The following is a 26727-nucleotide window of genomic DNA, read 5'->3' as shown; positions in this document are numbered from 1 at the left end:
TAGGCAGCTAACCATGCCCCGCCCCACGAGGCAAGGCTCGCGCACCCTTCATTGTTCGATAATCGTCAAAAAGCATGACAAAGGTCAGCAGATGGCGGTTCTGCCCTCGATCCGGCTGCCGGTCACATCTCGAACTCGGCCGCCAGCGCCGCACGCACGCAATACAGCACACCCTCCGGCACACGGCCCGCAAACTGCGGCGCAATGGCCGACACCGGCGGCAGCTCGCCCTCGCCATCCAGGAAAGCGTCCTGCACTTCCATCAGCAGGTCTTCCGGCAGGTCGAGGGCCTGGTCGAGGCTCAGCTCCTGGCGGCCCAGCGCCTCGGCCAGCAGGCTATACACGTTCTTCTCGCTGCAGTTGAGCTGCCCGGCGATCTGGGCCGGGGTCATGCCGGCCCGGGCCAGGCTGACCAGTTCGTGGCGCAGGTCGAGCACCACTTTCGGCGCCTCTTCGGTGCCACCGCTGCTGTTCAGCACTTCGAGGAACGCCTGGCCGTAGCGTTCCAGCTTGCGCGCGCCCACACCGCTGACCTGGGCCATGTCGCTGAGGCTGACCGGCTGGCTGCGCAGCATTTCCAGCAGCGTCGAGTCGGGGAAGATGACATAGGGCGGCACACTGTGCTCCTCTGCCAGCTTGCGCCGCAGGGTACGCAGCGCTTCCCACAGCTCGCGCTCTTCGGCACGCACCAACTGGCTGGCCGGGCTGCCGCCACCGGACGACGAGGACTTGGCCGTGGTCTGCGGCTTGAGGTCGCGACGCAGCTGCAAGGTCACCTCGCCGCGCAGCAGCGGCCGGCAGCTGTCGGACAGGCGCAGCCCGCCGTAGCCTTCCAGGTCGATGTCGACCAGGCCGCGCGCCACCAGTTGGCGGAACAGCGAACGCCATTCGACCTCGGCCAGGCCCTTGCCGACGCCGAACACCGACAGCTTCTCGTGGCCGAAATTGCGCACCTTCTCGTTGTCCTTGCCCAGCAGCACATCGACCAGGTGGCCCACGCCATAGCGCTGGCCCGTACGGAACACCGCCGACAGTGCCTGACGGGCCGGCTCGGTGGCGTCCCAGGTCTGGATGTTGTCGACACAGTTGTCGCAATGCCCGCACGGCTGTTCGAGGGTTTCGTCGAAATAGGCCAGCAGCGACTGGCGACGGCAGCGGGTTTCTTCGCACAGCGCCAGCATGGCGTCGAGCTTGTGCTGCTCGATGCGCTTGTGGCGCTCGTCACCTTCGGAGTTCTGCAGCATCTGCTTGAGCATCACCATGTCTTGCAGGCCGTAGGCCATCCAGGCATCGGATGGCAGGCCGTCACGGCCGGCACGGCCGGTTTCCTGGTAATAGGCCTCAAGCGACTTGGGCAGGTCGAGGTGGGCAACGAAGCGCACGTTGGGTTTGTCGATGCCCATGCCGAAGGCAATGGTGGCGACCATGATCAGCCCTTCCTCGTTGAGGAAGCGGTGCTGGTTGGCCGAACGGGTCTCGGCGGCCAGGCCAGCGTGGTACGGCAATGCCGGGAAGCCCTGTTCACAAAGAAAGGCAGCGGTTTCGTCGACCTTCTTGCGCGACAGGCAGTAGACAATGCCGGCGTTGCCGCGGCGCTCGCCGAGGAAGGCCATCAGCTGCTTGCGCGGCGCTTCCTTGGGTACGATGCGGTAGAAGATGTTCGGCCGGTCGAAGCTCGACAGGAAGCGCTCGGCGCCTTGCAGGTGCAGGCGCTGGACGATCTCTTCGCGGGTTCGCATGTCGGCGGTGGCGGTCAGCGCGATGCGCGGCACATGTGGGAACAGCTCGGCCAACTGCCCCAGTTGCAGGTATTCGGGACGGAAATCGTGGCCCCATTGCGACACGCAGTGCGCCTCGTCGATGGCAAACAGCGAGATGTCCAGCTCGCGCAGGAAGTCGAGCATGCGCGGCTGCACCAGGCGCTCGGGCGCCAGGTACAGCATCTTCACTTCGCCACGGCGCAGGCGCCCGGCCAGTTCACGCTGCTGCTCCGCCGTCAGGGTCGAGTTCAGCGCGGCGGCCGATACACCCAGTTCGTCCAGCGTGGCGACCTGGTCGTCCATCAGCGCAATCAGCGGCGAGACCACTACCGTCAGGCCCGGGCGCAGCAGCCCCGGCACCTGGAAACACAGCGACTTGCCGCCACCGGTGGGCATCAGCACCAAGGCGTCGCCGCCATTGGCCACGCATTCGATGATTGCTGCCTGGCGCCCACGGAAACTGTCGTAGCCGAAAATGTCCTTGAGAACGCGCTGAGCCTGTTCGAGCATGTGCAACTCCACAAATCGCCGTACCATCCTGGATACAGGCTGGACGAAAAACCCGCTCCGCACACGCCAAATGCGTAAGCGGTTTTTGCCAGGCGCCGATAAAATCTGCCCCTGGATGAAAAATCGCGGAGTATACCGCAGCACTGCACCGCACAGGGCACCACGGCGATAGACGTTCCCTTTACCCCGCTACCCTTGCTTGGTGCTAGAATTCGGTATCGTTTATTCCCCAAGGTAGCCCTGTAATGTCCTTCGCCGAGCAACTGACCCGCCTGCAAGCCTTCCTCGACGCCGACGAGCTGCACGAAGAGGCGCTGGACTACGTCGCCGCCCACGGCTACCTCACCGCCCTGTCGATCAACGCCGAAGACGTGCCCGAGCGCGAATGGATCGATGCCCTGTTCGCCGAAGAGCCGCACTACGCCAGCGAGGCCCAGCGCACCGAAATCGAAGCCACCCTGGTGGCGTTGAAAGCGCACATTGCCCGCCAGCTGGCCAGCGACGAAGAATTCGACCTGCCATGCGACCTCGACCTGACCGACGAGCCGGACGATTCTGACCTGCGCGGCTGGTGCATCGGCTTCATGGAAGGCGTGTTCCTGCGTGAAGAGGCCTGGTTCGAGAACGCCGAAGAAGAAGTCAGCGAGATGCTGCTGCCGATCATGGTTGGCTCGGGCCTGTTCGACGAACAGCCAGAGTTCGCTGACATCGCCAGCAACGCCAACCTGCAGGACGACATGATCGTACAGATCCCCGAGGCGCTGAGCGCACTGTTCTTGCTGCTGCACGCTCCTGACGAAAAACCGGCGCTGCTCAAGCCACGCCACCACTAAGTCGCCTGTGCCCTACCTGCTGCTGGCCATCGGCTGGCTCAGCGTTGCGCTGGGGGTGTTGGGGATTTTCCTTCCGGTATTGCCCACCACCCCGTTCCTGCTATTGGCGGCGGCCTGCTTTGCCCGCAGCTCGCCGCGCTTTCACCACTGGCTGGTCCATCACCCGAAGCTCGGGCCGTGGATCCGCGACTACCTTAGTGGTGAAGGCATCCCCCTCAAGGGCAAGGTCTACGCCATCGGCCTGATGTGGGCCAGCATCGGCCTGTCGTGCTATCTGGTGCCCCTGTTCTGGGCGCGCGCCTTCATGTTGACCAGCGCCGTGCTGGTAAGCCTGTATATCGTCAGACAGAAAACCCTTCACAAGCGAAAGTGACATTTTTTTGTCGCCAAATATCACTTTCGCCTAACTGACGTTTTCTTTATCCGAAATGGTTCTGGAACCGCACAAAAGCCTTGTAAATACTGGCTTTCGAGGCTTATTGCTCGCTCGCCTTCGACATGTTTTGTCGTCATTGTTAGACAATATACGTCTTATATGGCAATTTGATATGAATAAATCTTCTTATCTATCGCATTGAATGTACTTAGCTGTGTTGTTAAAAACCTGCAACACTATACGCGATAACTTTATCGTCATTTTTTTGGCGAGCAGCAGGATCAATTCCAGGATCAGGGAGATGTACCCATGCGCGTTTTGAACCCCATCACCAGTGCACTACTGTTGGCCCTGGCAAGTGCCAACGTACAGGCGATGTCGATCACCGAGGCCGTCCAGAGCGCCGTGGACTACCACCCGCAGGTCAGCTCCAATCGCAACAGCAAGCTGTCGGCCGATGAAGACGTCAAGTTTGCGCGTGGTGGCTACTACCCTTCCGTGGATTTGGTTGCTGGCTATGGCCGCCAGCGTTCGGACAACGCTACCACCCGTGCCGAGGGTAACCACAACAAGGAAACCCTCAACTACACCCAGTCCGAGCTGCGCTTGCGGCAGATGATTTTCGACGGTTTCAACACCTCGAACGAAGTGGGCCGCACCGAAGCGGTGTCCACCTCCCGCGCCTACTACACCCAGGCCGTTGCCCAGGATGTTGCCCTGCGTGCGACCGAGGTGTACCTGGAAGTGCTCAAGCGCCGCGAGCTGGTGACCCTGGCCAAGAACAACCTGCAAGCCCACCTGCGCGTCAACGACCAGATCGGCCTGCGTAACGAGCGCGGCGTCGGCAGCACCGCCGACCTTGACCAGTCCCGCGCACGTCGCGCCCTGGCGGAAAACAACCTGGACACCGCCGAAGTCGACCTGGCCGATGCCGAGGCCAACTTCTTCAGCGTGGTCGGCCGTGCCCCGGACGAGCTGGAAAGCCCGGCGAGCATCAAGGGCGAGGTGCCTGAGACCCTCGACGGCGCGCGCGACAGCATGCGCCAGAACAACCCTTACATCAAATCTGCCCAGGCTGACGTCAACGCCGCCGAGCAGCAATACGAAGTCGGCAAGTCGACCTTCTACCCGCGCTTCGACGCCATTCTGGCAACCGGTGCCAACAACAACACCGGCGGCGAAAAAGGCCACAACAACAACGACTGGCAGGCCGGCGTAGAGATGAACTACAACCTGTTCCGCGGCGGCAGCGACAAGGCCCGCCTGCAGTCTGACGCGCACAAGATCAACCAGGCCCTGGACATCCGCAACAACGCCCTGCGTGAGCTGACCGAAAACCTGAGCCTGGCGTGGAACGCCATGAACAACGCCAGCAAGCAGCTGCCGACCGCGCGTGAATACGCCGAGACCACCAAGCGCGTGCGTGCCGCCTACCAGGACCAGTTCGGTCTGGGCCAGCGTACCCTGCTGGACGTGCTGGACAGTGAGAACGAGCTGTACAACGCCGACCGTCGCTACACCGAAGTACGCTACACCGAGGAGTTCTCGCGCTACCGCGTGCTGGCGACCATGGGTGAGCTGCTGAGCAAACAGCGTATTTCGCTGCCGCCAGAGGCGCTGGCTACCACCGAGGTGCGTACCGAGGCGCGTTTGCCTGAGATGCGTTGATCGGCCTTAGATTTTGGGGCCGCTTTGCGGCCCATCGCGACACAAGGCCGCTCCCACAAGCGTTGCGCGCATGCCGCCCTTTGCGGGGTCTTCTGTAGGAGCAGCCTTGTGCTGCGAATGGGCTGCAAAGCAGCCCCCGGCCCTCACTCGACCCCGTGGTTGCGCTGGAACGTCTCCACCCCCATGGCCCTGATCTGCCCCTCGATCAACGCCTCGAACGGCGCCAGCAGTGCATCGAAGCAGGCCGGTTGCTCCAGCGCATTCAAAGCCCCCACCACCGCCTCGATAGTCGACAGCGCCCCCGCCTCCGGCGCCTTGCGCAGCCGATAACGCGAAGGTGCGACTGCCCCCAGCGTCACCCGTGGCAACCCCTCCAGTAGCGGGTTCATGTACAGCAGCTTGCGCGCCTTGCGCCAGGTGCCGTCGGGCACGATCAGCAACAACGGCGTGTCATCGACCTTGCCATAGGCCGTCAGCACCTGAGCGTCATCGCCCGGGAACAGCAGGGCCGGCCGATAACCAGGCGTTGCCAGCCATTCAGCCAGGTCATCGAAAACCTCGCCTACCCGTAGCTCGGCATTGTTCAGCCCAAGGGCAGCAAGGCGCGCAGTGTTCAGGGCATGGGCGGTTTCACTGGGGTGCTGCAGCAGGATGACGCGGGTGCGGCTGTCGAGCGCGGGGATCAGTGGGCAGAGACAATGGTCGAGCGGGCGCTGGCAGCGCTCGCAGCGGGGTCTGGGCATGGGGTTCTCCTTGGCGGGAACAGTTTGCCACAGAACCGGGGCCCGCTTTGCGGGCCATTCGCAGCACAAGGCTGCTCCTACAGGAGATCGCGATGCCTTTGTAGGAGCAGCGTGCTGCGGCCCCAGCGATCTCAGCGGTTGAAGCGCTCTGCCAGGCTGTGCAGGTACTCCGCCATGCGCTCCAGGTCCTGGCTGATTTCTGCCCCCTGCCTGGCCTGCCCGGCACTCTGGTCACACAGCTGGGCAATCCTCACGATCTGCTGGTTGATGTCCTCGGCCACATGGCTCTGCTGCTCCGACGCCGTCGCCATCTGCTGGCTCATGCCGGTGATGCGGCTGACCGCCTGGGCAATCCCGCTCAAGGCCGCCTGCACCGCCTCGACACTTTGCACGCTGTCCCGCGAGATCTGTTCACCCCGGTTGGCGGTGCTCACCGCCCGCTCTGCTCCTGCGCGCAACGAGGCAATGATGTGGTGAATCTCATCGGTGGATGCGCGGGTACGCTGGGCCAGCGAACGCACTTCATCGGCCACCACGGCAAACCCCCGCCCCTGCTCACCTGCGCGTGCCGCCTCGATGGCAGCGTTGAGCGCCAACAGGTTGGTCTGCTCGGCAATAGAGGTAATCACATCGACCACGCTGCCGATGGACTGAGTCTGCTCGGCCAGCGCATTGACCGCCTGGCCAATGTCGTTGACGGCATCACTCATGCTGCCCATGGCTTTAAGGCTTTGCAGCGCCAGCTCGCTGCCCTGCTGCGCCAGCTGATCGGCATCGCCGGCCGCATGCGCCGTGCTTTGCACGTTGTGCGTGACCTGCTGGATGGTCGCCGCCATCTGCGCAATGGCCGTGGCCGACTGGTCGGTCTCGCTGCGCTGGCGGTCGAGCATCTGCGCCTGGGCATCGGACAGATCGGACGACTGCGCAGCCCGCGACTTCACCCCGACCCCGGCGTCCACCAGGCGGGTCAGGGCCGTTTGCAGGCGCGCTTCCTCGCTGATGATGGCCAGGTCAAGCTGGCCCAGCAGGCCCGGGTTGTCGCTATAGGTCAGCGCCACCAACGGGCTGGTGAAGGCTTTGGGGTGCTCGGCCAACGTGCGGCGGATAGCCTGGTTCTGCCGCTGCTCGACCAGGTACCAGGCCAACAGCAGGCTGGCCATCAGGATCCCAAGCGCTGCATAGGGCGGCAGCCACAGGTAACCGGCCGCCGACAGCAGGCCCGCGCCGATCAGCGGCCAGCCATGGCCCAACCCATGCCCCAGCCGCGCGGCCCACGGCACCGCAGCACGGTCGGCACGCAGGCGCGCATACAGCGCTTCGGCGCGCCGGATCTGCTCACGCGTGGGCACCGAGCGCACTGACTCATAGCCATTGATGCGGCCCTGCTCGTAAATCGGGGTGACATAGGCGCTGACCCAGTAATAGTCGCCGTTCTTCGCCCGGTTCTTGACCACACCCATCCACGGTTTGCCCTGCTTGATCGTCTCCCACATATGCCCGAACACCGATGGCGGCATATCCGGGTGGCGCACCAGGTTGTGGGGTTGGCCGACCAGCTCGTCGTAGGTAAACCCGCTGATCGCCACGAAGGCTTCGTTGCAGTAAGTGATGCGGCTGTTGAGGTCAGTCGTGGAAATCAGGCGTTGATCGCTGGAGAAGGTTCTTTCGTGCTCAGTGACGGGCAAATTCATGCGCATCTGGGCGATCCTTGCAGGATGAACTAAGGGAAAAATCATCAGCGCAAGTTGATATGTAGCAGAGCGCTATCAGGTTAGCGGTCAGCTTTTGCCGGAATTTAACACCGCCCGACGGAATGCATGAGTGTGTCGCGTCTCAGCCCACGTTCAGCTGGCTTTTGAGCAGGTCGCGGAAGGTCTGGATCAAGGGTTCACGGCTACGCCCACGGCGAATGATCAGCGAAAACGGTGCCTGGTAGCCGAAGGTCGACGGCGACAGCACGCGCAAGTCGCCCTTGTCGACCCAGGCCTGGGCGTAGTGCTCGGGCAGGTAGCCGATATAGGCCCCGGAAAGGATCAGGATCAACTGCGCTTCCATACTCTCCACCGTCGCCGCGCTGTGCTTGAAGCCATGCCGGGCCAGCTCGGCCTGGCTCCAGTAACCACGCCCGACCATGCGCTGCTGGGTCACCACCTGCTCGGGGATGCGCCGCTCGTTATACAACGGGTGGCGGCTGCTGCAGTACAGCCAGTGCTGTTCACGGTACAACGGCTGGTAAAGCAGGCCGCTCATGCGCGAGGAGAACGCACCAATGGCCAGGTCCAGGCGGTTGTCCTGCACACCCAGTTGCAGCTCGTAAGGGCTGGACACCGACAAGTGCAGGTGCACCGCCGGGTGCTCCTGGCTGTAGGCGCCGATGGCTTCGGCCAGCGGCAAGGCCCTGTCACCGACCGTGGAGTCGATGACCCCGAGGTTGAGGGTGCCACGCAACTCGCCCTTGAGGGCAGCGGCATACTGCTCGAAGCCATCCAGTTCGGCCAGAAGCCGCAGGGTTTCCTGGTGGAACAGCTCGCCTTTGCTGGTCAGGCTGAAACCGCCACGGCCGCGGTGGCACAGCACGATCCCCAGTGCGCCTTCCAACTGGCTCATGTAGGTGCTGATGGCCGAGGTCGACAGGTTCAGCTCGCGCTGCGCGTTGGCGAAGCCCTGGTGGCGCGCCACGCTGATGAAGATGCGCAGCAGTTTCAGGTCAGGCAATGTCGAGGCCATGGTGCAACGGTTCCGCAAGGGTATTTACGCGCAGTCTAACCGCTCTGCCGGCCTTTAGTTCAGAAATTCCTGAACTAAGTATTTGTCGGTAGCGATTCTTCCGCGGCACTACCTTGAGCAGACTTGGCCGAAATGTCCCTGCCCGCCGGCAAAACCACACTTGAAAGGCGCGCGGCGGCACAGGTTCGAACAAACAAAACAATCGACCGACTGATGAGGCCCACCGTGGACAAGACTCTCCACCAACCACTGGGCGGCAACGAAATGCCGCGTTTCGGCGGCATCGCCACCATGCTCCGTCTCCCCCACCTGCAAAGTGCCCAAGGCCTGGATGCTGCCTTCATCGGCGTGCCCCTGGACATCGGTACCTCGCTGCGCTCCGGCACCCGCTTCGGCCCACGGCAGATCCGCGCCGAATCGGTGATGATCCGCCCGTACAACATGGCCACCGGTGCCGCTCCGTTCGACTCGCTGTCGGTGGCCGACATTGGTGACGTGGCGATCAACACCTTCAACCTGCTGGACGCCGTGCGCATCATCGAAGAAGCGTATGACGAGATCGTCGAGCACAACGTCATCCCGATGACCCTGGGCGGCGACCACACCATCACCCTGCCGATCCTGCGTGCGCTGCACAAGAAGCACGGCAAGATCGGCCTGGTGCACATCGATGCCCACGCCGACGTCAACGACCACATGTTCGGCGAGAAGATCGCCCACGGCACCACCTTCCGCCGCGCCGTGGAAGAAGGCCTGCTTGATTGCGACCGCGTGGTACAGATCGGCCTGCGCGCCCAGGGCTACACCGCCGATGACTTCAACTGGAGCCGCCGCCAAGGCTTCCGCGTGGTTCAGGCCGAAGAGTGCTGGCACAAATCGCTGGAGCCACTGATGGCCGAAGTACGGGAAAAGGTCGGCGGCGGCCCGGTTTACCTGTCGTTCGACATCGACGGCATCGACCCGGCCTGGGCGCCCGGTACCGGCACTCCGGAAATCGGCGGCTTGACCACCATCCAGGCGATGGAGATCATTCGCGGCTGCCACGGCCTGGACCTGATCGGCTGTGACCTCGTCGAAGTCTCCCCGCCTTACGACACCACCGGCAACACCTCGCTGCTCGGCGCCAACCTGCTGTTCGAAATGCTCTGCGTGCTACCAGGCGTCGTGCGTCGTTAATACCGCTACACCCCGGCAGGAGCCATGAGGGAGGGCCACAGAGGCCCGCCAACAACACGACAAGACCGCCGGGCGCCGTAAGCCGCCCGCGTGGTCGATCTCGCCATAATAAAGATAATCGGGAGACCCCCAATGGCCTTGGACATCATTGTTGTAATGATCTATACCGCCGGCATGCTCGGGCTTGGCTGGTATGGCATGCGGCGCGCAAAAACCCATGAAGACTACCTGGTAGCCGGGCGCAACCTCGGCCCTGTGCTGTACATGGGCACCATGGCCACCACCGTGCTCGGTGGCGCTTCCACCGTCGGCACCGTGCGCCTGGGCTACGTCCACGGCATCTCCGGCTTCTGGCTGTGCGCAGCCCTGGGCCTGGGCATCATCGCCATCAACCTGTTCCTGGCCAAACCGTTGCTGCGCCTGCGCATCTTCACCGTGACCCAGGTGCTTGAGCAACGCTACAACCCCACCGCACGCCAGGCCAGTGCCGTGATCATGCTGGCTTACGCGCTGATGATCGGGGTCACCTCGACACTGGCCATGGCCACCGTATTGCAGGTGCTGCTGGACCTGCCGTTCTGGGCTTCGCTGCTGCTCGGCGGCGGTGTGGTGGTGCTGTACTCCACCATTGGCGGCATGTGGTCGCTGACCCTGACCGACATCGTCCAGTTCGTGATCAAGACCGTCGGCTTGATGTTCATCCTGCTGCCGGTGTGCCTGTACAAGGCCGGTGGCTGGGACACCTTGGTGGCCAAACTGCCAGCGGCCAGCTTCCAGCTGACCACCATTGGCTGGGACACCATCATCACCTACTTCCTGATCTACTTCTTCGGCATCCTCATCGGCCAGGATATCTGGCAGCGGGTGTTCACCGCCCGTGATGAAAAGGTCTGCCAGCGTGCCGGTACCGTTGCCGGTGTGTACTGTGTGGTGTACGGCCTGGCCTGCGCCGCCATCGGCATGGCCGCGCATGTGCTGATGCCCGACCTGGCCAACCCGAACAACGCCTTTGCCGAGATGATCAAAAGCACCCTGCCCGATGGCATCCGTGGCCTGCTGATGGCCGCAGCGCTGGCAGCCATGATGTCCACCGCCAGTGCCGGCCTGCTGGCCGCCTCGACCACCGTGACCGAAGACCTGCTGCCCAAGCTGCGTGGCGGCAAGCAGTCGAGCCTGGGCATGAGCCGCCTGTTTACCCTGCTCACCGGCCTGGTGGTGCTGGGCATCGCGCTGATGGTGAACGATGTGATCAACGCACTGACCCTGGCCTACAACCTGCTGGTCGGCGGCATGCTGATCCCGCTGATCGGGGCGATCTTCTGGAAGCGTGCGACCACCGCCGGCGCGATTGCCAGCATGTCGCTGGGCTTTGCCACCGCGCTGCTTTTCATGTTCAAGGACGGGCTGGAAGCCAACACGCCGATCTACTACAGCCTGGCGATCGGCTTGGTGAGCTTTGTGGCGGTCAGCCTGATGTCGCGCAAACCAGTCGGTGCGGTGAATCTGGCCTGACCGTTAGCCTGAAGCGACCCTATCGCCGGCAAGCCAGCTCCCACAAAAAATGCACAGGGCCTGAGGCTTGCGCAGTAACTGTGGGAGCTGGCTTGCCGGCGATAGGGCCAGAAGAGATAACAATAAACTCCAAGACACAAAAAAGGCCGCAGCACCCACCCAGGGGCTGCGGCCTTTGTCTTATATCAGCGACGACGCGGTTGGCGTTTGCGCTGCTCTTCGTCAGTCGGGATCGGCACCGGCTGCAAGGGTGGTGGAATCAGCCCCAGGGCGACCGCCAGGTCGTGGAGCCAGTTGGACAGTGGTTTATTCATAATGCCCCCTTGACGGGTCAGCCTCACGGCGAATCAATCCTGGGATGTTTCATACAGATCATAGCCTGATGTCCTGTATTACGCATGCCTATGCTCTTACAGATAAGGGCCATTTTGACGCGGATCAAGCCGTAGCGGCGCATTCCGACGACTGGTTAATCGTTTCGCTTTGTTGCAGGTCGATCCACGCCTGCAAATTCGCCCCACGCATACCCTGGCGCCACATCAGCCAGGTGACCGCCTGATCGAACGGCGCCTGCAGCGGGTGCACCCTTACCTGGGTGCGCCCAGGCAGGCTGTCGAGCATCGACTGGGCCATCATCGCCACGCCTGCACCGGCGATCACGCAGGCCAGCATGCTCTGGTACGACTCGATCTCCATCACCCGGCCCATGGGCGTGTGGGCATGTGCATACCACGCCTCCAGGCGCATCCGGTAAGAACAGCCTTGGCGGAAGGTGAACACCGCCTTGCCCGCCACATCCTTGGCAGTGTGCACCGCTGGGTGCTCGGGGCTGGTGATCAGCACCAGCTGCTCTTCGCACAGCGGCACGCCATCCAGCCCGGCCAGGCTCGGCGGGCCATCTACCAAGGCAGCGTCCAGTGTGTGGCCAAGCAGGCCTTCAAGCAGCTCGCCGCTGGGCGCTGCGCGCACCTGCAGGTTCACTGCGGGGTAAGCCTGGTGATAACGCGCGAGCAACGCCGGAAGGTGGGTCGCCGCCGTGCTGTACATGGTCCCCAGCACGAAGTCACCGGCTGGCTGGCCGCCGCGCACAGCGGCCAGCGCCTCGTCGCGCAAGGCCGACAGGCGGTTGGCGTACTCCAGCAGCACCTTGCCGGCCGGCGACAGCTGCAAGCGCTGGCGCTCACGCAGGAACAACTCGACACCCAGTTGCTCCTCAAGCTGGCGCAAACGCGTCGAGAGGTTCGATGGCACACGGTGCAAGCGTTCGGCGGCACGGGTGACCGAGCCTTCCTCGGCCACGGCCTGGAAGATACGCAGCTGGCTGAATTCCACAGCATTCTCCAAAACAGAACAACTTGATCATCATTATTCAATTTTATTGAAAATGAAACCACCCTAACCTGCCAGTCATCGCTTACATCCGTGCAGGAGACCTGTCATGTCGCCCCTCATTCAACTGCTCGCCAGCGCCGTGGCGCTGATGATGGCCATGGGCATAGGCCGTTTTGCCCTCACCCCGCAACTGCCACAACTGATCGCCGAAGGCCAGTGCGACCTGACGGTCGCCGGGCTGGTCGCGGCCGCCAACTACCTGGGCTATTTCATTGGCGCGGTGGACGCCATGTTCGCCCGCTCACCCGGCCAGGTGCGCCTGCGCCTGCATGGGGGGCTGTGGCTGTGCGTGCTGCTGACCCTGGCCTCATGGGCCGCCGACGGGTTCTGGAGCCACCTGCTGCTGCGCTTTGGCACCGGCGTGGCCAGTGCCTGGGTGCTGGTGATGATCACCAGCCTCAGCCAACAGGTGGCCAACGCGCACAACCACCAACGGCTGGGTGCCCTGGTGTTTGCAGGGCCCGGCCTGGGCATCGCCGTGACCGGCCTGTTGGCACTGGTGGCGCACTTGGCTGGGCTGGGCTCGGCAGCACTGTGGCTGATCTATGCCGTGGCCGCGCTGGTGATGCTGCTGGCCGTGCGGCCTTGGTTGCCACGCGTTCTGCAAGCTGCGCCAACCTCATCGCCCTCGCACCCGGGCCCGACCCGCAGCGTCGGCATTGGCCGCCTGGGGCTGGTATACGCGCTGTACGGCGTGGGTTACATCCTGCCAGCCACCTTCCTCTCACAGATGGCCAACCAGCAGTTTCGCGGGCAATGGATGGCCGACCTGTTCTGGCCGGCGTTTGGCCTGTCGGCAGCGCTGGGGGTGATGCTGGTGAGCCTGCGCCGTGGTGGCCGTACCTCGACCTGGCTCACCGCCACCTTGTGGTTGCAAGGGCTTGGCGTGCTGGCCTGCCTGATGGGCGGGGGTATCGGGTTGGCGCTGGGAGTGGTGCTGTGTGGCGGGCCGTTCCTGGCCTGCATGCAACTGGTGATGCAGCGCTCGCGGGAGCTGGCACCGCATGCCACACAACGCAATGCCGGGCTGCTGACAGCGTGCTTTGCCCTGGGGCAGTTGAGCGGGCCCCTGCTGGCGGCGGTCAGCAGCCATTACAGTGGCGGGCTGCAACCGGCATTGATGCTGGCGGCGGGCGGGCTGGCGGTGGCGGGCGTGTTGGTCCAGTTGCCGGGTAACGCACAGCAAGGAAGCGCCTGTCAGGCCAAGGTTGCATCCTGAGCAGGTACAGGCAACACATCACCCTACCAACCGCCGCAATTGTTGTTTCACCCAAGGCTCGGCACTGACCAGGATCACACCCAACAACACCATCAACGCCCCCACCACGAAATTCGCACTGAGCGGCTCATCCAGCAGCAAAACGCCAAAGGTCACCCCAAACAACGGGGTAATGAAGGAAAACACCGCGAGGTTCGACGCCAGGTATTTGCGCAGCAACCAGAACCAGGTGAGGTAGCTGATGAACGACACCACAATCCCCTGGAACAATACACTGCCCATCGCCAGCGGCGTCAGCGACACCGCGCCGATCTGCCCGCTGAGCAGGGCGATCAGCAGCAGCCCGGCAAAACCGACCGCCAGCTGATAGAACAGGGTCAAGGTCGCCGGCGCCTCCGATAGCCGTGAACAACGCACCACCACCGTGGTCGCGCCCCAGGCCAGCCCGGCGATCACGCCAAAGGCATCTCCCAGCAAGGTGCGGCTGTCCATGTGCTCGAACGAAGTGCCACCGGCAAAGGCCATGGCAATGCCGCCGAAGGCCAGCAGAATGCCCAGCCACTGCAGCAGCCGCAAGCGTTCACTGGGTAGACGAAAATGCAGGCCCAAGGCGGTAAATACCGGCGCGGTATAGAGGAATACCGACATGTGCGCCGCCGAGGTCAGTTTCAGCCCTTCGGCAATGAACAGAAACTCCACCCCGAACAGCCCGCCCGCCACCAACCCTGCGCGCCAGGTACTGCCGACCTGCTCCCAGCCACCCCGCCAGCACAGCATCAGGCCTACCAGCACAGCGGCAATGCCATTGCGCAGGGCAGCCTGCATCACCGGCGCGATGTCGACGGCAGCAGTCTTGATCAGTACCTGCTGGCAGCCCCAGATCAGGCAAAGGCCCAGCATTACCTGGAAGGCAAAGGCGTCAGGGTTCTTGCGGACCGCGCTCATAAGCGGGCCTCTGGGGTGATCGTAGGCATGGGCAAGGCTCGGCAGCGTTCAGAGGCTACCGATTATCGGGTTTCGAACGCTGCACTTGCCAGCCTTAAAACGACCTCAAGCAATCTGTGCCTTCGCAGATACCCGTTCGAACGTCGTTTCGTCCAGCGCATCCTCCTGCTCATCCAGCACCTGGCGCGGGTGCTCGAAGCCGGGGATGCTGCTGTCGATCAGGCTCATCAAGCGCGAGCCGCGTTCGGTCAGGACGAAGTTTTCGCCATTGCCGCCGTCCTCTTCAGGCCGGCATTCAATGAATCCGCGCTCAAATAGCAGCTTTTCATACTCGCATGCACGGGTTTTCAGGTGATCCACGTCACCCACCGGCTCACCCTTGGCGGCCAGTGCAGCAGCATGCTGCTCGGCATAGGGGCGGGGCGTGAAGCTGTGACCGGCGCCGTTCTGCACTTCGTGCAGCAAGCGTTCGATCAGGTCCCAGTCGTAGGCGATGCTCATGGCTACGGGCTCCTGCTGTGGACGAAAGGGGTACACAGGTTGGGACCTGCCAAGGTTGCCAAGCGTTCCAAAGCGCTTAGCGCTGGCGTTGTTGCGCTTGCATGTACTGGCGCAGCAACTGATTGATGCGGGTCTGGTAGCCGCTGCCCTGCTCCTTGAACCAGGCGAGGACATCTGAGTCCAGTCGAATGGTCACCGTCTGCTTGGCGGGAACGCGCAGCTCGGCCTGGCGGAAAAAGTCCTGGTCCAGTTCAGGGATATCTGATGTGTCGATATCCTTGTCGTCCTGTCGGGCCAGGCGGCTCCAGTCAGTTCTCGATGATTTGGTCATAGTACCTGGCCTCCCGTTTGGTGGCTTTTCTTGCAGAAATGATGCGTATCACCTCACCCCGCCTCTCCGTGTACACGACGACACCTATCAGCGCCTTTAGCCATCCTAGGCTGATCCAACGTTCTTCAGCACATTCCACATCCTCATCACGCCGGATCAACATGGGATGGTTGAACATGTCAGGAACGTCGGCAAAGTCGATGCCGTGCTTGCGGATATTGCTCTGGTTTTTCCCTTCGTCCCATTCAAAGAACATGGGACGACCTGTATTTACAGCTGTACATACAATACCCCCTCTTTTCCTTCGAGACTAGAGCGATGTAGCGTGCTGCTCAACGGCGCTGGAGGGATACGGGAGCGTTTCAGAAACGGACTACCACCACCAAAGAAATCTTCCATCGGTCGCAAGCCCTGAACTTCCCTGCACCCACAGCCCTCCACCGGGCATCACCACCGCCGGAGGCTGGAAGGATGAAACCGCTACTGCCCATAGCCTGTGCCACTGCCCTGCTCTGCGCCCTGCCCGCTTGGGCCTGCACACCTGAAGAAGCGACGCAGAAACGTGAGGAGCTGGCCGGGCTGGTTACTCAGTTGACCGAGCAGAACCCGCAAAAGGCCAAGGAGATCAATGATGAGCTTCAGGGGATGGATCTGGGGACGGCGAGCAAGGACTTGCCCGACAAGTGTCAGCTGATCGACCAGCGGATCAAGGAGTTGAAGCAGGCAGAGAAAACGGCGGAGTGATCGTTCGTCGCCTGCGCACGCCCTTCGCAGAAGCAAGCTCGTGTCGCTTCTGCAAAGGGCCGGCGTGACTTTTATTCAGCAGCAGGCTTGCGCTTTTTCAGCGGCGCCAGGCCGTCAGCGCTGGCCAGCGGTGCGTTGGCCCGCGGTTTGGCGGTTGGCTTGCGCTTGGCGGCAGCTTTCTTGTCGCCGGTTTTCTTGTCAACTTTCTTCTTCTTGGCGCCAACAGCCTTGCCCGAGGCCTTGACCTTCTTCGGCCCGCTGTAGGTGCCTTTCACTTCCTTGATCACACGGCGCTCGAACTGCTGCTTGAGGTAGCGTTCGATGCTCGACATCAGGTTCCAGTCGTTGTGGGTAATCAACGAGATCGCCAGGCCTTCGCCACCGGCACGGCCGGTACGGCCCACGCGGTGCACGTACTCATCACCGCTGCGAGGCATGTCGAAGTTGATCACCAGGTCCAGGCCGTCGATGTCCAGGCCACGAGCCGCCACGTCGGTCGCCACCAGCACCTTGGAGCTGCCCTGCTTGAAGCGCTCGATGGCCAGTTTGCGGTCTTTCTGGTCCTTCTCGCCGTGCAACACGAAAGCCTTCACGTCCTTGGCCACCAGGTGACCGTAGATGCGGTCGGCCATGGCGCGGGTGTTGGTGAAGATGATCGCCTTGTCGAAGGTTTCGTTGGCCAGCAGCCACTGCGCGATGTGCTCTTTGTGCTGGTCGTGGTCGGCGGTGATGATCTGCTGGCGGGTGCCTTCGGCCAGCTGCGAGACGCTGTTGAGCATCAGGTGCTCAGGGTCTTTCAGCACCTTGCCGATGATGTCGCGCAGGGCAGCGCCACCGGTGGTGGCGGAGAACAGCAGGGTCTGCTCGCGGTTCTCGCACTCCTTGCACAGGCGCTCCATGTCTTCGGCAAAGCCCATGTCCAGCATGCGGTCGGCTTCGTCGAGGATCAGCACCTGCACGTGGGACAGGTCGAGGTTGCCGGCGTTGAGCTGCTCAAGCAGACGGCCCGGGGTGCCGATCAGCACGTCCGGCACCTTGCGCAGCATGGCGGCCTGTTCCTTGAAGTCTTCGCCGCCGGTCACCAGGCCCGCCTTGATATAGGTGAACTGCGAGAACAGCTCCACCTGCTTCAAGGTTTGCTGGGCCAGCTCGCGGGTCGGCAGCAGGATCAGCGCGCGGATCTCGACGCGCCCGCCCTTCAGGTCGACCAGGCGGTTGAGCAGCGGCAATACGAAGGCCGCCGTCTTGCCACTGCCGGTCTGCGCGGTCACACGCAGGTCGCGCCCTTGCAGGGCCAGGGGGATGGCCGCGGCCTGCACCGGGGTCGGCTCGACAAATTTAAGCTCGGCCACGGCTTTAAGCAGGCGTTCATGCAGGGCGAATTGGGAGAACACGGAGGTAACCTCAGGCAAGTGCGGGAAATTCAGTTGCATAGGGTAACGTTTTCTGCCGCCTTAGCCGAATTTCTTTTGGCAACTTTGTCGCCATCCGCGCTCTAATGGCACCTCGTTTCACAACAAGACTGTACCCAAGCCCATGGATATACAACGAATCTGGCGTGACTCCCTCGACCTGTGGGGCACCCTCGACCAACATCCCATGCTGCACGCGGCCATCGGCCTGGCGGTGCTGCTGCTGATTTCCCTGGTGGTCGGCCGCCTGGCGCGCTTCCTGATGCTGCATGGCGCCCGTCTGCTGGCCCGCCAGCCTGCCCTGAAGTGGCTGGACGACCTGCGCCATAACAAAGTGTTCCACCGCCTGGCGCAAACCACGCCCTCGCTGGTGCTGCAGTTTGGCCTGAAGCTGGTGCCGGAGCTGTCCGACACTGCCCAGCACTTCCTGGGCAATGTCGCCCTGGCCTTTACCCTGCTGTTCATGACCATGGCGCTGTCGTGCCTGCTGGATGCACTGCTCGACATCTACGCCCGCACCGAGCACGCCCGCACCCGCTCGATCAAGGGCTATGTGCAACTGGCCAAGATGATGCTGTGGATCTTCGCCTCGATCGTCATCGTCGCCACCCTGATCGACCGCTCACCGCTGTTGCTGCTGTCCGGCCTGGGTGCGATGTCGGCGGTATTGCTGTTGGTGTACAAGGACACCTTGCTGTCGTTCGTCGCCAGCGTGCAACTCACCAGCAACGACATGCTGCACGTGGGTGACTGGATCGAAATGCCGCAGGTAGGTGCTGATGGTGACGTGGTGGACATCACCCTGCACACGGTGAAGGTGCAGAACTTCGACAAGACGATTGTTTCCATCCCCACCTGGCGCCTGATGAGCGAGTCGTTCCGCAACTACCGCGGCATGCAGCAGTCCGGGGGGCGGCGCATCAAGCGCAGCCTGTTCATCGATGCGGCCGGGGTGCGCTTCCTCACCCGCGAAGAGGAGCAGCGCCTGAGCCAGGTGCAGTTGCTGGGCGACTACCTGGCCGGCAAGCGCCAGGAGCTGCAGAACTGGAACGAGGCGCTGGGGCCGGTGGCAGAGCTGTCGGCCAACCGCCGCAAGCTGACCAACATCGGTACATTCCGCGCGTTTGCCCTGGCCTACCTGAAAAACCACCCCAACGTGCACCCGAACATGACCTGCATGGTGCGGCAGATGCAGACCACCGCCGAAGGTGTGCCGCTGGAGATCTACTGCTTCACCACCACCACGGTGTGGGCAGATTACGAACGGATTCAGGGGGATATCTTCGACTATTTGCTGGCGGTGTTGCCGGAGTTCGGCTTGAGCCTGTATCAGCAGCCGAGTGGCAATGACATGCGGGTGGGGTTGAGTGGGCGTGCGGCGCAAGAGCCTGTGTCGCGTCGGCTGGAAGAGATGAGCGAGGCTTGAGATTGCCGGGGCTGCTTTGCAGCCCATTCGCAGCACAAGGCTGCTCCTACAAAATGTACGCGTTCCCTGTAGGAGCAGCCTTGTGCTGCGAATGGGGCGCAAAGCGCCCCCGAATCACCCCGCGTAACCTAGCAGGTACAACAACCCGGTCAAGGTCACCAGCGAAGCCACGGTCGACAACAGGATCGTCCGCGAAATCAGCCCCGCCTCGCGGTTGTAATACTCCGCCAGCATGAACGGCCCGGTCCCGGTCGGCAGCGCTGCCAGCAGCACCGCCGAAGCCGCCCACATGCTCGGCAGGCTGAACACCTTGTACGCCAGCACCCAGGTCAACGCCGGCTGCCCCACCAGCTTCAAGCCTACCAATGGCCAAGGGCTGGCTTGCGCACCCGCGCGCTTTTCTGCCAGGAATGCACCCAGCGATACCAAGGCGCACGGGGTGGTGGCCAGCGCCAGCATGTCGAGAAAATGCATCACCGGTTCGGCCAGCCCCAGCCCGCTCATGGCCCAGCCAGCCCCCGCCAGCGGCGAAATCACCAGCGGGTTCTTCGCCAACGCCTTGCCTACGACCACCACGGCGCGACCGATACGCCGCTCCTCCTGTAGCCCAACCTCGATGAGCGTCAGCGAAATGGCGAACACCAGGCACACCACGATCAACGATGAAATCAGCGCCGGCTGCAAGCCCGCCTGGCCGAACAGCAGCAGGCACAACGGGATGCCTATATAACCGGTGTTGGCATACCCCGCACTGAGCCCGTCGATGCTCGACGCTACAAGGCCATGGCCGCTGTTCAGGCGCCACAACAGCGTGACCACGAACATGGCCAGGGCGCCCGTGCCAAAGGCCGCGATGAACCCCGGGTGCCAGATCTCGCTCCAGGTGGCAGTGGCCGTCACCTTGAACAACAACGCCGGCAGGCACAGCCAGACCACCATCTTGTTGATTTCGGCGGCGGCCTTGTCACCCAGCTTGTTGGTCTTGCGGCACAGATAGCCGACCAGGATCAGGGCGAAGATCGGCGCAACAATGACGAAGATGGTGTGCATGTCAGGCCTTGTTGGCCAGCGGTGCCTGCGCGCGTGCGCCCAACCGGCTCAGCCACACCGACGCCAGGATGATCCCGCCGCCAATGAACAGCCGCCCCAGCGGCTCGTGCTGGTTCCAGATCAGCAGGTTCAGCAGCAACCCCACCGGCACATGCAGGTTGTTCATGACCGCCAGCGTGCCGCCTGAAACCATGCACGCGCCCTTGTTCCACCAGTACAGGCCCAGCGCCGTCGGGCACAGGCCCAGGAACAGCAGCACCAGCCATTGCACATCGGTACTCGGCAGGTGCTGGGCATTGCCGAACAGCAGGAAGGCCGGCAGCACCACCAGCAAGGCCCCCAGGTAGAAGTAGCCAAAACGGGCATAGTGCGGCAGGTCACTGGGGTTGCGCGCGACCAGATGGCGGTACAGCACCTGGCCGGCGGCATAGGTGAAGTTGGCCAGTTGCAGCAGCAGGAAGCCGATGAAAAACTCGCCGCTGATGCTGTCGAAGCGGATCACCGCGGCACCGGCTACAGCCACCAGCGCAGCCAGCAGCGCCCATGGGTTGAAACGCCGGTTCATGGCGTCTTCGATCAGCGTCACGTGCAACGGCGTGAGGATAGTGAACAGCAGCACCTCTGGCACCGTGAGTACGCGGAAGCTCAGGTACAGGCAGACGTAGGTGATGCCGTACTGCAAGGCGCCGATCAGCAGCATCGAGCGCATGAAGCGCGGTTCGACCTGGCGCCAGCGGGTCAGCGGCAGGAACACCAGGCCGGCCAGCAGCACCCGTGCGAGCACGGCGAAGTAGCTGTCGACGTGCCCGGCCAGGTACTCGCCGATCAGGCTGAAGGAAAACGCCTGGATCAGCGCGACGATTATCAGGTAGCCCATGGTTGCCTCTCATGAATCAAGGCCGCGACCTTAGCGGGTTGCGGTAAATGAGTTCAACCATGAGGAATGTAGGGGCTGTACCTGCCTCTTCGCGGGCGTGCCCGCGAAGAGGCAGGTACAGCCCCTACATTCCTCATGGCTTCACGCATAAAAAAGCCCGGCCATTGGCCGGGCAGTACACCCAAAGGAGCAAAAACAGGTGTCAGGGTTGGGAATTCAGTAAACCTCAGGCCACCGCCGCCAGTTTGGCCTTGGCCTGGTTGACACCTTTCTCGTGGAACTCGCCGCTCATGTTCAGGCCTTCGGCATGGATGAAGTCGACATCGTGAATGCCGATGAAAGCCATGACCTGGCGCAGATACGGTTCCTGATGGTCGCTGGTAGCGCCGGCATGGATACCGCCGCGGGCAGTCAGGACGATGGCGCGCTTGCCGGTCAGCAGGCCCTGCGGGCCAGTGGGGGTGTACTTGAAGGTGATGCCCGCTCGCAGCACGTGGTCCAGCCAGGCCTTGAGGGTGCTGGGGATGGTGAAGTTGTACATGGGCGCGGCCATCACCAGCACGTCGGCGGCCAGCAATTCATCCGTCAATTCGTTGGAACGGCCCAGGGCCTCAAGTTCGGCGGCGCTGCGCTGTTCTTCCGGCTTCATCCAGCCACCCAGCAGGTTGGCGTCCAGGTGCGGCACCGGGTTTACGGCCAGGTCACGCACAGTAATCTGATCAGCCGGGTGAGCGGCCTGCCATTGCTGGATGAAATCTCGGGTCAGCTGACGGGAAACGGAATCCTGCTGGCGGGCGCTGCTTTCGATGATCAGTACGCGGGACATGGGGTGCCTCCATCGGCAAAAAGGGTGCGATTCGATGGAGGTGAGATTAAGGCTTGACCTATCGATAAAAAAGCGTAAAAAGTGGGTTCAATCAATCGATTAATCAGTTTATTCCGGACTGCAGTTCACGGCGATCCGTAGTTTGATGATCTGCCTGTTGAATTTGGCAGTGACATCCACGCTTTTACCGGCCGGCACGTTCACCCGGCGTACCCGCGGGGCCTCCGGGCCATTGCGGAAGGTTACCTTGCACGCCGCCGGGACCTGCCCGTAGTTGTTCAGGGTAATGGCGCCAATGTCGTAGGCCGTGTCATAGGCGGTGTAGTCAAGCTTGACCCCGGTCAGTTCCTTCTCCACATCGATGGGATAGGCCATGGCCCCGAGGGGCAGGCACATCAGTATTGCCGCACAACATTTCTTCATGGGCCGCTCTCCTTGAAAGAGGCAGCTTAGGACAACAGGAGCGAAAGATGAAAGCGCCGCGCGTAACCCTTGACCAGTGGCGAACCCTGCAAGCAGTGGTCGATCACGGCGGGTTTGCCCAGGCCGCCGAGGCACTGCACCGCTCGCAGTCCTCGGTCAGCTACACCGTGGCCCGCATGCAGGAGCAACTGGGCGTGCCACTGCTGCGCATCGACGGCCGCAAGGCGGTGCTCACCGAGGCGGGCAACGTGTTGTTGCGTCGCTCTCGCCACCTGGTCAAGCAGGCCAGCCAGCTCGAGGACCTCGCCCACCACATGGAACAAGGCTGGGAAGCCGAGGTGCGGCTGGTGGTCGATGCCGCCTACCCCAGTGCGCGGCTGGTACGTGCCCTGGCCGCGTTCATGCCGCAAAGCCGCGGCTGCCGGGTGCGCCTGCGTGAAGAAGTGTTGTCTGGCGTAGAAGAAGTGATGCACGAAGGCATCGCCGACCTGGCCATCAGCAGCTACAGCATTGGTGGCTACCTGGGCGCCGAACTGAGCGCGGTGGAGTTCGTCGCCGTCGCCCATCCTGAACACAGCCTGCACCGCCTAGGCCGGGAACTTACCTTCCAGGACCTCGAAAGCCAGTTGCAGGTGGTTATTCGCGACTCCGGCCGCGCACAACCACGCGACGTCGGCTGGCTGGGTGCCGAGCAGCGCTGGACGGTCGGCAGCCTGGGCACCGCCGCCACCTTCGTCAGCAGCGGCCTGGGCTTTGCCTGGCTGCCCCGGCACATGATCGAGCGCGAGCTGACTGAAGGCGTGCTCAAACCGCTGCAGCTGGATCAGGGTGGCAGCCGCCACCCACTGTTCTACCTTTATTCGAGCAAAGAGAAGACCTTGGGCCCGGCCACGCAGATTCTCATCGAGCTGCTGCGCAACTTCGACACTGCGCCACTGGACGTGCCTTTCGCAGCCCCCCCGCAAGCTTGAGAGAACCAGCCCATGGCCTATTTCGAACACGAAGGATGCGCATTGCATTACGAGGAATATGGCCAGGGCGAACCCTTGGTGTTGCTTCACGGCCTGGGCTCCAGTTGCCAGGACTGGGAGTTGCAGGTGCCGGTGCTCAGCCGCCATTACCGGGTGATCCTCATGGACATCCGCGGCCACGGTCGCTCCGACAAGCCCCGCGACGGCTACCAGATCGCCACCTTCAGTGCCGACCTGCTGGCCCTGCTCGAACACCTGCACACGGGCCCCGTGCACTTCGTCGGCCTGTCGATGGGCGGCATGGTGGGTTTTCAATTCGCTGTCGACCACCCCCAGTGGCTGCGCAGCCTGTGCATCGTCAACAGCGCCCCCGAGGTCAAGCGGCGTACCCGTAGTGATTGGGCCTGGTGGCTCAAGCGCTGGGGCCTGGCGCGCCTGCTCAGTGTCGAAACCGTCGGCAAGGGCCTGGCCGAGCGCCTGTTCCCCAAGCCCCATCAAGCAGACCTGCGGCAGAAGATGGCCCAGCGTTGGGCGCGCAATGACAAACGCGCCTACCTCAAGAGCTTCGACGCCATCGTCGACTGGGGCGTGCAGGAACGCATCGGGCAGATCCACTGTCCTACCCTGGTGATCGCCGCCGACCATGATTACACCCCGATACAACTGAAAGAGCGTTACGTGGCCCTGATGCCCAACGCCAGGCTGGTCGTCGTCGACGATTCCCGGCACGCTACGCCACTCGATCAACCCGAGGTCTTCAACCAGACCCTGCTGCAGTTCCTCGCAGCCGCTTCCACCTCTCAAGGATCTTTGAGCCCATGCTGAAAAAACTCCTGCTCACCGCCTGCTCGGTCGCCTTCGCCACCAGCGTCATGGCCTCCGACAAGACCCCGCACGTCATGCTGGACACCAGCTTCGGCCAGGTCGAAATCGAGCTGAACGCCGAAAAGGCGCCGCTCAGCACCAAGAATTTCCTGGCGTACGTTGACAGCGGCTTCTACAACAACACGATTTTCCACCGGGTGATCCCGGGGTTCATGGTGCAGGGCGGCGGTTTCACTGACCAGATGGTGCAGAAGGACACCAAAGACCCGATCAAGAACGAGGCCAGCAATGGCCTGCTGAACACCCGCGGCACCCTGTCGATGGCGCGCACCTCCAACCCGAACTCGGCCACCAGCCAGTTCTTCATCAACGTGGCCGACAACGATTTCCTCAACCCGGGGCGCGACGCCGGGTACGCCGTGTTCGGCAAGGTGACCAAAGGGATGGAAGTGGTCGACCAGATCGTCAACTCGCCAACCACCATCAAGAAAGGCATGCGCGATGTACCGGCCGACCCGGTCTACATCAAGTCGGCCAAACGCATCGACTGACCGCAGGCTGCACAGGGACGTGCAACCGCCTGAGGGCCGGATGGAACAGGAGTGTCGTTACCCATGCTGTACCGTCGTTTTGAACAGCTGATCGATATCTTTCGCGAAGCACCCAGTGAATCGCCACCCACCACCGTGTGGCCGTTCTACCTGTATTACCTGCGCCAGGTATGGCCCAGCTTCCTCGCCCTGCTGGTGGTCGGCCTGTTCGCCTCGCTGATCGAGGTGGCGATGTTCAGCTACCTCAGCCGCATCATCGACCTGGCCCAGGGCACGCCGAATGCCAGCTTCTTCAGCGAGCACAGTGGCGAACTGATCTGGATGCTGGTGGTGATTCTGCTGCTGCGGCCGTTGTTCTTCGGCCTGCACGACCTACTGGTGCACCAGACCATCAACCCCGGCATGACCAGCCTGATCCGCTGGCAAAACCACACTTACGTGCTCAAGCAGAGCCTCAACTTCTTCCAGAGCGACTTCGCCGGGCGCATTGCCCAGCGCATCATGCAGACCGGCAACTCGCTGCGTGATTCTGCCGTGCAGGCGGTGGACGCGCTATGGCACGTGCTGATCTACGCCATCACTTCGCTGGTGCTGTTCGCCGAGGCCGACTGGCGCCTGATGCTGCCGCTGCTGGTCTGGATCTCCGGCTACATCGCCGCGCTGTTCTACTTCGTGCCACGGGTCAAGGAGCGCTCGGTGATCTCGTCCGACGCCCGCTCCAAGCTGATGGGGCGTATCGTCGACGGCTATACCAACATCGCGACGCTGAAGCTGTTCGCCCACACCGACTACGAGCAGCAATACGCACGTGAAGCAATCCGCGAGCAAACCGAGAAAACCCAGCTGGCCTCGCGGGTAATTACCAGCATGGACGTGGTCATCACCACCCTCAACGGCCTGCTGGTGGTCGCCACCACAGGCTTGGCGCTGTGGCTGTGGAGCCAGTCGCTGATCACCGTTGGTGCTATCGCCCTGGCCACCGGCCTGGTAATCCGCATCGTCAACATGTCGGGATGGATCATGTGGGTGGTCAACGGCATCTTCGAGAACATCGGCATGGTCCAGGACGGCCTGCAGACCATCGCCCAGCCGGTTACCGTCACCGACCAGCCCAACGCGCCGGCGCTCAAGGTCAGCCGCGGCGCGGTGCATTTCGATGATGTCGACTTCCACTATGGCAAGGCTGCCAATGTGATCGAAGGCCTCGACCTGAACATTCGCCCGGGCGAAAAAATCGGCCTGATCGGCCCGTCCGGCGCGGGCAAGTCGACTTTGGTCAACCTGCTGTTGCGCCTGTATGACGTGCAGGGCGGGCGCATCCTCATCGATGGCCAGAACATTGCCGAAGTCAGCCAGGCCAGCCTACGCGCACAGATCGGCATGATCACCCAGGACACCTCGTTGCTGCACCGCTCGATCCGCGACAACCTGCTGTATGGCCGCCCCGACGCCAGCGAGGCGGAGTTGCACGAAGCGGTTCGCCGCGCCCGCGCCGACGAGTTCATCCCGCAACTGTCGGACGCCCAAGGGCGCACCGGCTTCGATGCCCATGTGGGTGAGCGCGGGGTCAAGTTGTCGGGCGGCCAACGCCAGCGCATCGCCATTGCCCGAGTGCTGTTGAAGAATGCGCCGATCCTGATCATGGACGAAGCCACTTCAGCGCTGGACTCGGAGGTGGAGGCAGCCATCCAGGAAAGCCTGGAGACGCTGATGCAAGGCAAGACCGTGATCGCCATTGCCCACCGGCTGTCGACCATTGCCCGGATGGACCGCCTGGTGGTGCTGGACAAGGGCCGGATTGTCGAAAGTGGCAGCCATGCGCAGTTGCTGGAGCAACAAGGGTTGTATGCCCGGTTGTGGCACCACCAGACCGGGGGCTTTGTCGGGGTCGACTGATCTACGCTACGGCGCGCTTCTTGAGCGGCCTTG

Annotated in this window: 27 protein-coding genes; 12 read left to right on the top strand and 15 right to left on the bottom strand. The window is 62.7% G+C overall.

Annotated features, from left to right (window positions below; translation table 11 throughout):
• Positions 1-122 precede the first annotated feature (122 nt).
• A complete protein-coding gene (gene recQ, locus SB756_RS26235; RefSeq protein ID WP_016498458.1) occupies positions 123-2270 on the bottom strand; it encodes a DNA helicase RecQ in 2148 nt (715 codons plus the stop codon).
• A gap of 245 nt (positions 2271-2515) precedes the next feature.
• On the opposite strand from recQ, the gene SB756_RS26230 reads away from it, so the two are divergent.
• The 3 genes from SB756_RS26230 to SB756_RS26220 all read left to right on the top strand — a co-directional run bounded on the left by SB756_RS26230 (position 2516) and on the right by SB756_RS26220 (position 5147).
• A complete protein-coding gene (locus SB756_RS26230) occupies positions 2516-3103 on the top strand; it encodes a YecA family protein (RefSeq protein ID WP_010955200.1) in 588 nt (195 codons plus the stop codon).
• A 7-nt stretch (positions 3104-3110) separates the two neighbouring features.
• On the top strand, positions 3111-3476 hold the full coding sequence (locus SB756_RS26225) for a YbaN family protein (RefSeq protein ID WP_341796477.1): 366 nt from the start codon (positions 3111-3113) through the stop codon (positions 3474-3476).
• A gap of 312 nt (positions 3477-3788) precedes the next feature.
• A complete protein-coding gene (locus SB756_RS26220; protein WP_341796478.1) occupies positions 3789-5147 on the top strand; it encodes a TolC family outer membrane protein in 1359 nt (452 codons plus the stop codon).
• A 143-nt stretch (positions 5148-5290) separates the two neighbouring features.
• Here SB756_RS26220 and SB756_RS26215 read toward each other — a convergent pair whose 3' ends face one another.
• The 3 genes from SB756_RS26215 to SB756_RS26205 form a co-directional block, all read right to left on the bottom strand.
• The gene (locus tag SB756_RS26215; RefSeq protein ID WP_410912496.1) at positions 5291-5890 is read right to left on the bottom strand and encodes a tRNA-uridine aminocarboxypropyltransferase; all 600 of its coding nucleotides are present in this window, start codon (positions 5888-5890) and stop codon (positions 5291-5293) included.
• A 131-nt stretch (positions 5891-6021) separates the two neighbouring features.
• Positions 6022-7587, bottom strand: a complete 1566-nt coding sequence (locus SB756_RS26210; protein ID WP_410912494.1) for a methyl-accepting chemotaxis protein — start codon at positions 7585-7587, stop codon at positions 6022-6024.
• A gap of 136 nt (positions 7588-7723) precedes the next feature.
• On the bottom strand, positions 7724-8617 hold the full coding sequence (locus SB756_RS26205; RefSeq protein WP_016498453.1) for a LysR family transcriptional regulator: 894 nt from the start codon (positions 8615-8617) through the stop codon (positions 7724-7726).
• A 225-nt stretch (positions 8618-8842) separates the two neighbouring features.
• On the opposite strand from SB756_RS26205, the gene speB reads away from it, so the two are divergent.
• Positions 8843-9793 (top strand): agmatinase, encoded by a 951-nt coding sequence (gene speB, locus SB756_RS26200; RefSeq protein WP_016498452.1) that lies wholly within the window; start codon positions 8843-8845, stop codon positions 9791-9793.
• Positions 9794-9925: 132 nt separating this feature from the next.
• Positions 9926-11305, top strand: coding sequence for a sodium:solute symporter (locus SB756_RS26195; RefSeq protein ID WP_016498451.1), 1380 nt, complete (start codon positions 9926-9928; stop codon positions 11303-11305).
• Between the two features lie 185 nt (positions 11306-11490).
• Here SB756_RS26195 and SB756_RS26190 read toward each other — a convergent pair whose 3' ends face one another.
• Together SB756_RS26190 and ptrR are read right to left on the bottom strand one after the other, a co-directional pair.
• Positions 11491-11619: a PA1414 family protein gene (locus tag SB756_RS26190; RefSeq protein ID WP_009683677.1), complete on the bottom strand. Its 129-nt coding sequence runs from the start codon at positions 11617-11619 to the stop codon at positions 11491-11493.
• Positions 11620-11743: 124 nt separating this feature from the next.
• Positions 11744-12637, bottom strand: coding sequence for a putrescine utilization regulator PtrR (ptrR, locus tag SB756_RS26185; RefSeq protein WP_063427284.1), 894 nt, complete (start codon positions 12635-12637; stop codon positions 11744-11746).
• A gap of 106 nt (positions 12638-12743) precedes the next feature.
• Between ptrR and SB756_RS26180 the strand changes: the two genes are divergently transcribed.
• Positions 12744-13916, top strand: a complete 1173-nt coding sequence (locus tag SB756_RS26180; protein WP_410912490.1) for an MFS transporter — start codon at positions 12744-12746, stop codon at positions 13914-13916.
• A gap of 18 nt (positions 13917-13934) precedes the next feature.
• Here SB756_RS26180 and SB756_RS26175 read toward each other — a convergent pair whose 3' ends face one another.
• The 4 genes from SB756_RS26175 to SB756_RS26160 all read right to left on the bottom strand — a co-directional run bounded on the left by SB756_RS26175 (position 13935) and on the right by SB756_RS26160 (position 15949).
• Complete coding sequence (locus SB756_RS26175; protein WP_014755720.1) at positions 13935-14861, bottom strand: DMT family transporter; 927 nt, start codon at positions 14859-14861, stop codon at positions 13935-13937.
• 105 nt (positions 14862-14966) lie between these two features.
• Positions 14967-15362: a hypothetical protein gene (locus SB756_RS26170; RefSeq protein WP_014590069.1), complete on the bottom strand. Its 396-nt coding sequence runs from the start codon at positions 15360-15362 to the stop codon at positions 14967-14969.
• Between the two features lie 76 nt (positions 15363-15438).
• On the bottom strand, positions 15439-15693 hold the full coding sequence (locus SB756_RS26165) for a BrnA antitoxin family protein (protein ID WP_004576871.1): 255 nt from the start codon (positions 15691-15693) through the stop codon (positions 15439-15441).
• A complete protein-coding gene (locus SB756_RS26160) occupies positions 15671-15949 on the bottom strand; it encodes a BrnT family toxin (protein WP_410912487.1) in 279 nt (92 codons plus the stop codon). The genes SB756_RS26165 and SB756_RS26160 overlap by 23 nt, the downstream gene beginning before the upstream one ends.
• Before the next feature lie 215 nt (positions 15950-16164).
• Between SB756_RS26160 and SB756_RS26155 the strand changes: the two genes are divergently transcribed.
• The gene (locus SB756_RS26155; RefSeq protein WP_341796482.1) at positions 16165-16437 is read left to right on the top strand and encodes a hypothetical protein; all 273 of its coding nucleotides are present in this window, start codon (positions 16165-16167) and stop codon (positions 16435-16437) included.
• A 71-nt stretch (positions 16438-16508) separates the two neighbouring features.
• Here the strand turns inward: SB756_RS26155 and SB756_RS26150 are convergent, their stop codons facing one another.
• Positions 16509-17870 (bottom strand): DEAD/DEAH box helicase, encoded by a 1362-nt coding sequence (locus SB756_RS26150; RefSeq protein ID WP_019473861.1) that lies wholly within the window; start codon positions 17868-17870, stop codon positions 16509-16511.
• A gap of 103 nt (positions 17871-17973) precedes the next feature.
• Here SB756_RS26150 and SB756_RS26145 point away from each other — a divergent pair, with 103 nt between their 5' ends.
• Positions 17974-19275: a mechanosensitive ion channel family protein gene (locus SB756_RS26145; protein WP_341796484.1), complete on the top strand. Its 1302-nt coding sequence runs from the start codon at positions 17974-17976 to the stop codon at positions 19273-19275.
• Positions 19276-19389: 114 nt separating this feature from the next.
• Here SB756_RS26145 and SB756_RS26140 read toward each other — a convergent pair whose 3' ends face one another.
• The 4 genes from SB756_RS26140 to SB756_RS26125 all read right to left on the bottom strand — a co-directional run bounded on the left by SB756_RS26140 (position 19390) and on the right by SB756_RS26125 (position 22451).
• Positions 19390-20325: an AEC family transporter gene (locus tag SB756_RS26140; protein WP_341796485.1), complete on the bottom strand. Its 936-nt coding sequence runs from the start codon at positions 20323-20325 to the stop codon at positions 19390-19392.
• Between the two features lies 1 nt (position 20326).
• Positions 20327-21202, bottom strand: a complete 876-nt coding sequence (locus SB756_RS26135; protein WP_049274453.1) for a carboxylate/amino acid/amine transporter — start codon at positions 21200-21202, stop codon at positions 20327-20329.
• Between the two features lie 226 nt (positions 21203-21428).
• Entirely contained in the window at positions 21429-22028 is a 600-nt protein-coding gene (locus SB756_RS26130; protein WP_341796486.1) for an FMN-dependent NADH-azoreductase, read from the bottom strand.
• A 108-nt stretch (positions 22029-22136) separates the two neighbouring features.
• Positions 22137-22451, bottom strand: a complete 315-nt coding sequence (locus tag SB756_RS26125; protein ID WP_024717905.1) for a hypothetical protein — start codon at positions 22449-22451, stop codon at positions 22137-22139.
• Positions 22452-22498: 47 nt separating this feature from the next.
• Between SB756_RS26125 and SB756_RS26120 the strand changes: the two genes are divergently transcribed.
• The 4 genes from SB756_RS26120 to SB756_RS26105 all read left to right on the top strand — a co-directional run bounded on the left by SB756_RS26120 (position 22499) and on the right by SB756_RS26105 (position 26694).
• Positions 22499-23422 carry a LysR family transcriptional regulator gene (locus SB756_RS26120; protein ID WP_341796487.1) on the top strand — a complete coding sequence of 308 codons (924 nt, stop codon included), beginning with the start codon at positions 22499-22501 and terminating at the stop codon, positions 23420-23422.
• A 12-nt stretch (positions 23423-23434) separates the two neighbouring features.
• Positions 23435-24247, top strand: coding sequence for an alpha/beta fold hydrolase (locus SB756_RS26115; protein WP_016498437.1), 813 nt, complete (start codon positions 23435-23437; stop codon positions 24245-24247).
• Entirely contained in the window at positions 24241-24798 is a 558-nt protein-coding gene (locus tag SB756_RS26110) for a peptidylprolyl isomerase (RefSeq protein WP_341796488.1), read from the top strand. Before SB756_RS26115 ends, SB756_RS26110 begins: the two co-directional genes overlap by 7 nt.
• A 63-nt stretch (positions 24799-24861) precedes the next feature.
• Positions 24862-26694, top strand: coding sequence for an ABC transporter ATP-binding protein (locus tag SB756_RS26105; protein ID WP_341796489.1), 1833 nt, complete (start codon positions 24862-24864; stop codon positions 26692-26694).
• Positions 26695-26727: the final 33 nt, after the last annotated feature.

Source organism: Pseudomonas sp. SIMBA_068, from assembly GCF_046534705.1.
GTDB lineage: Bacteria > Pseudomonadota > Gammaproteobacteria > Pseudomonadales > Pseudomonadaceae > Aquipseudomonas > Aquipseudomonas putida.
This window is presented reverse-complemented; position numbering and strand designations above follow the sequence as displayed.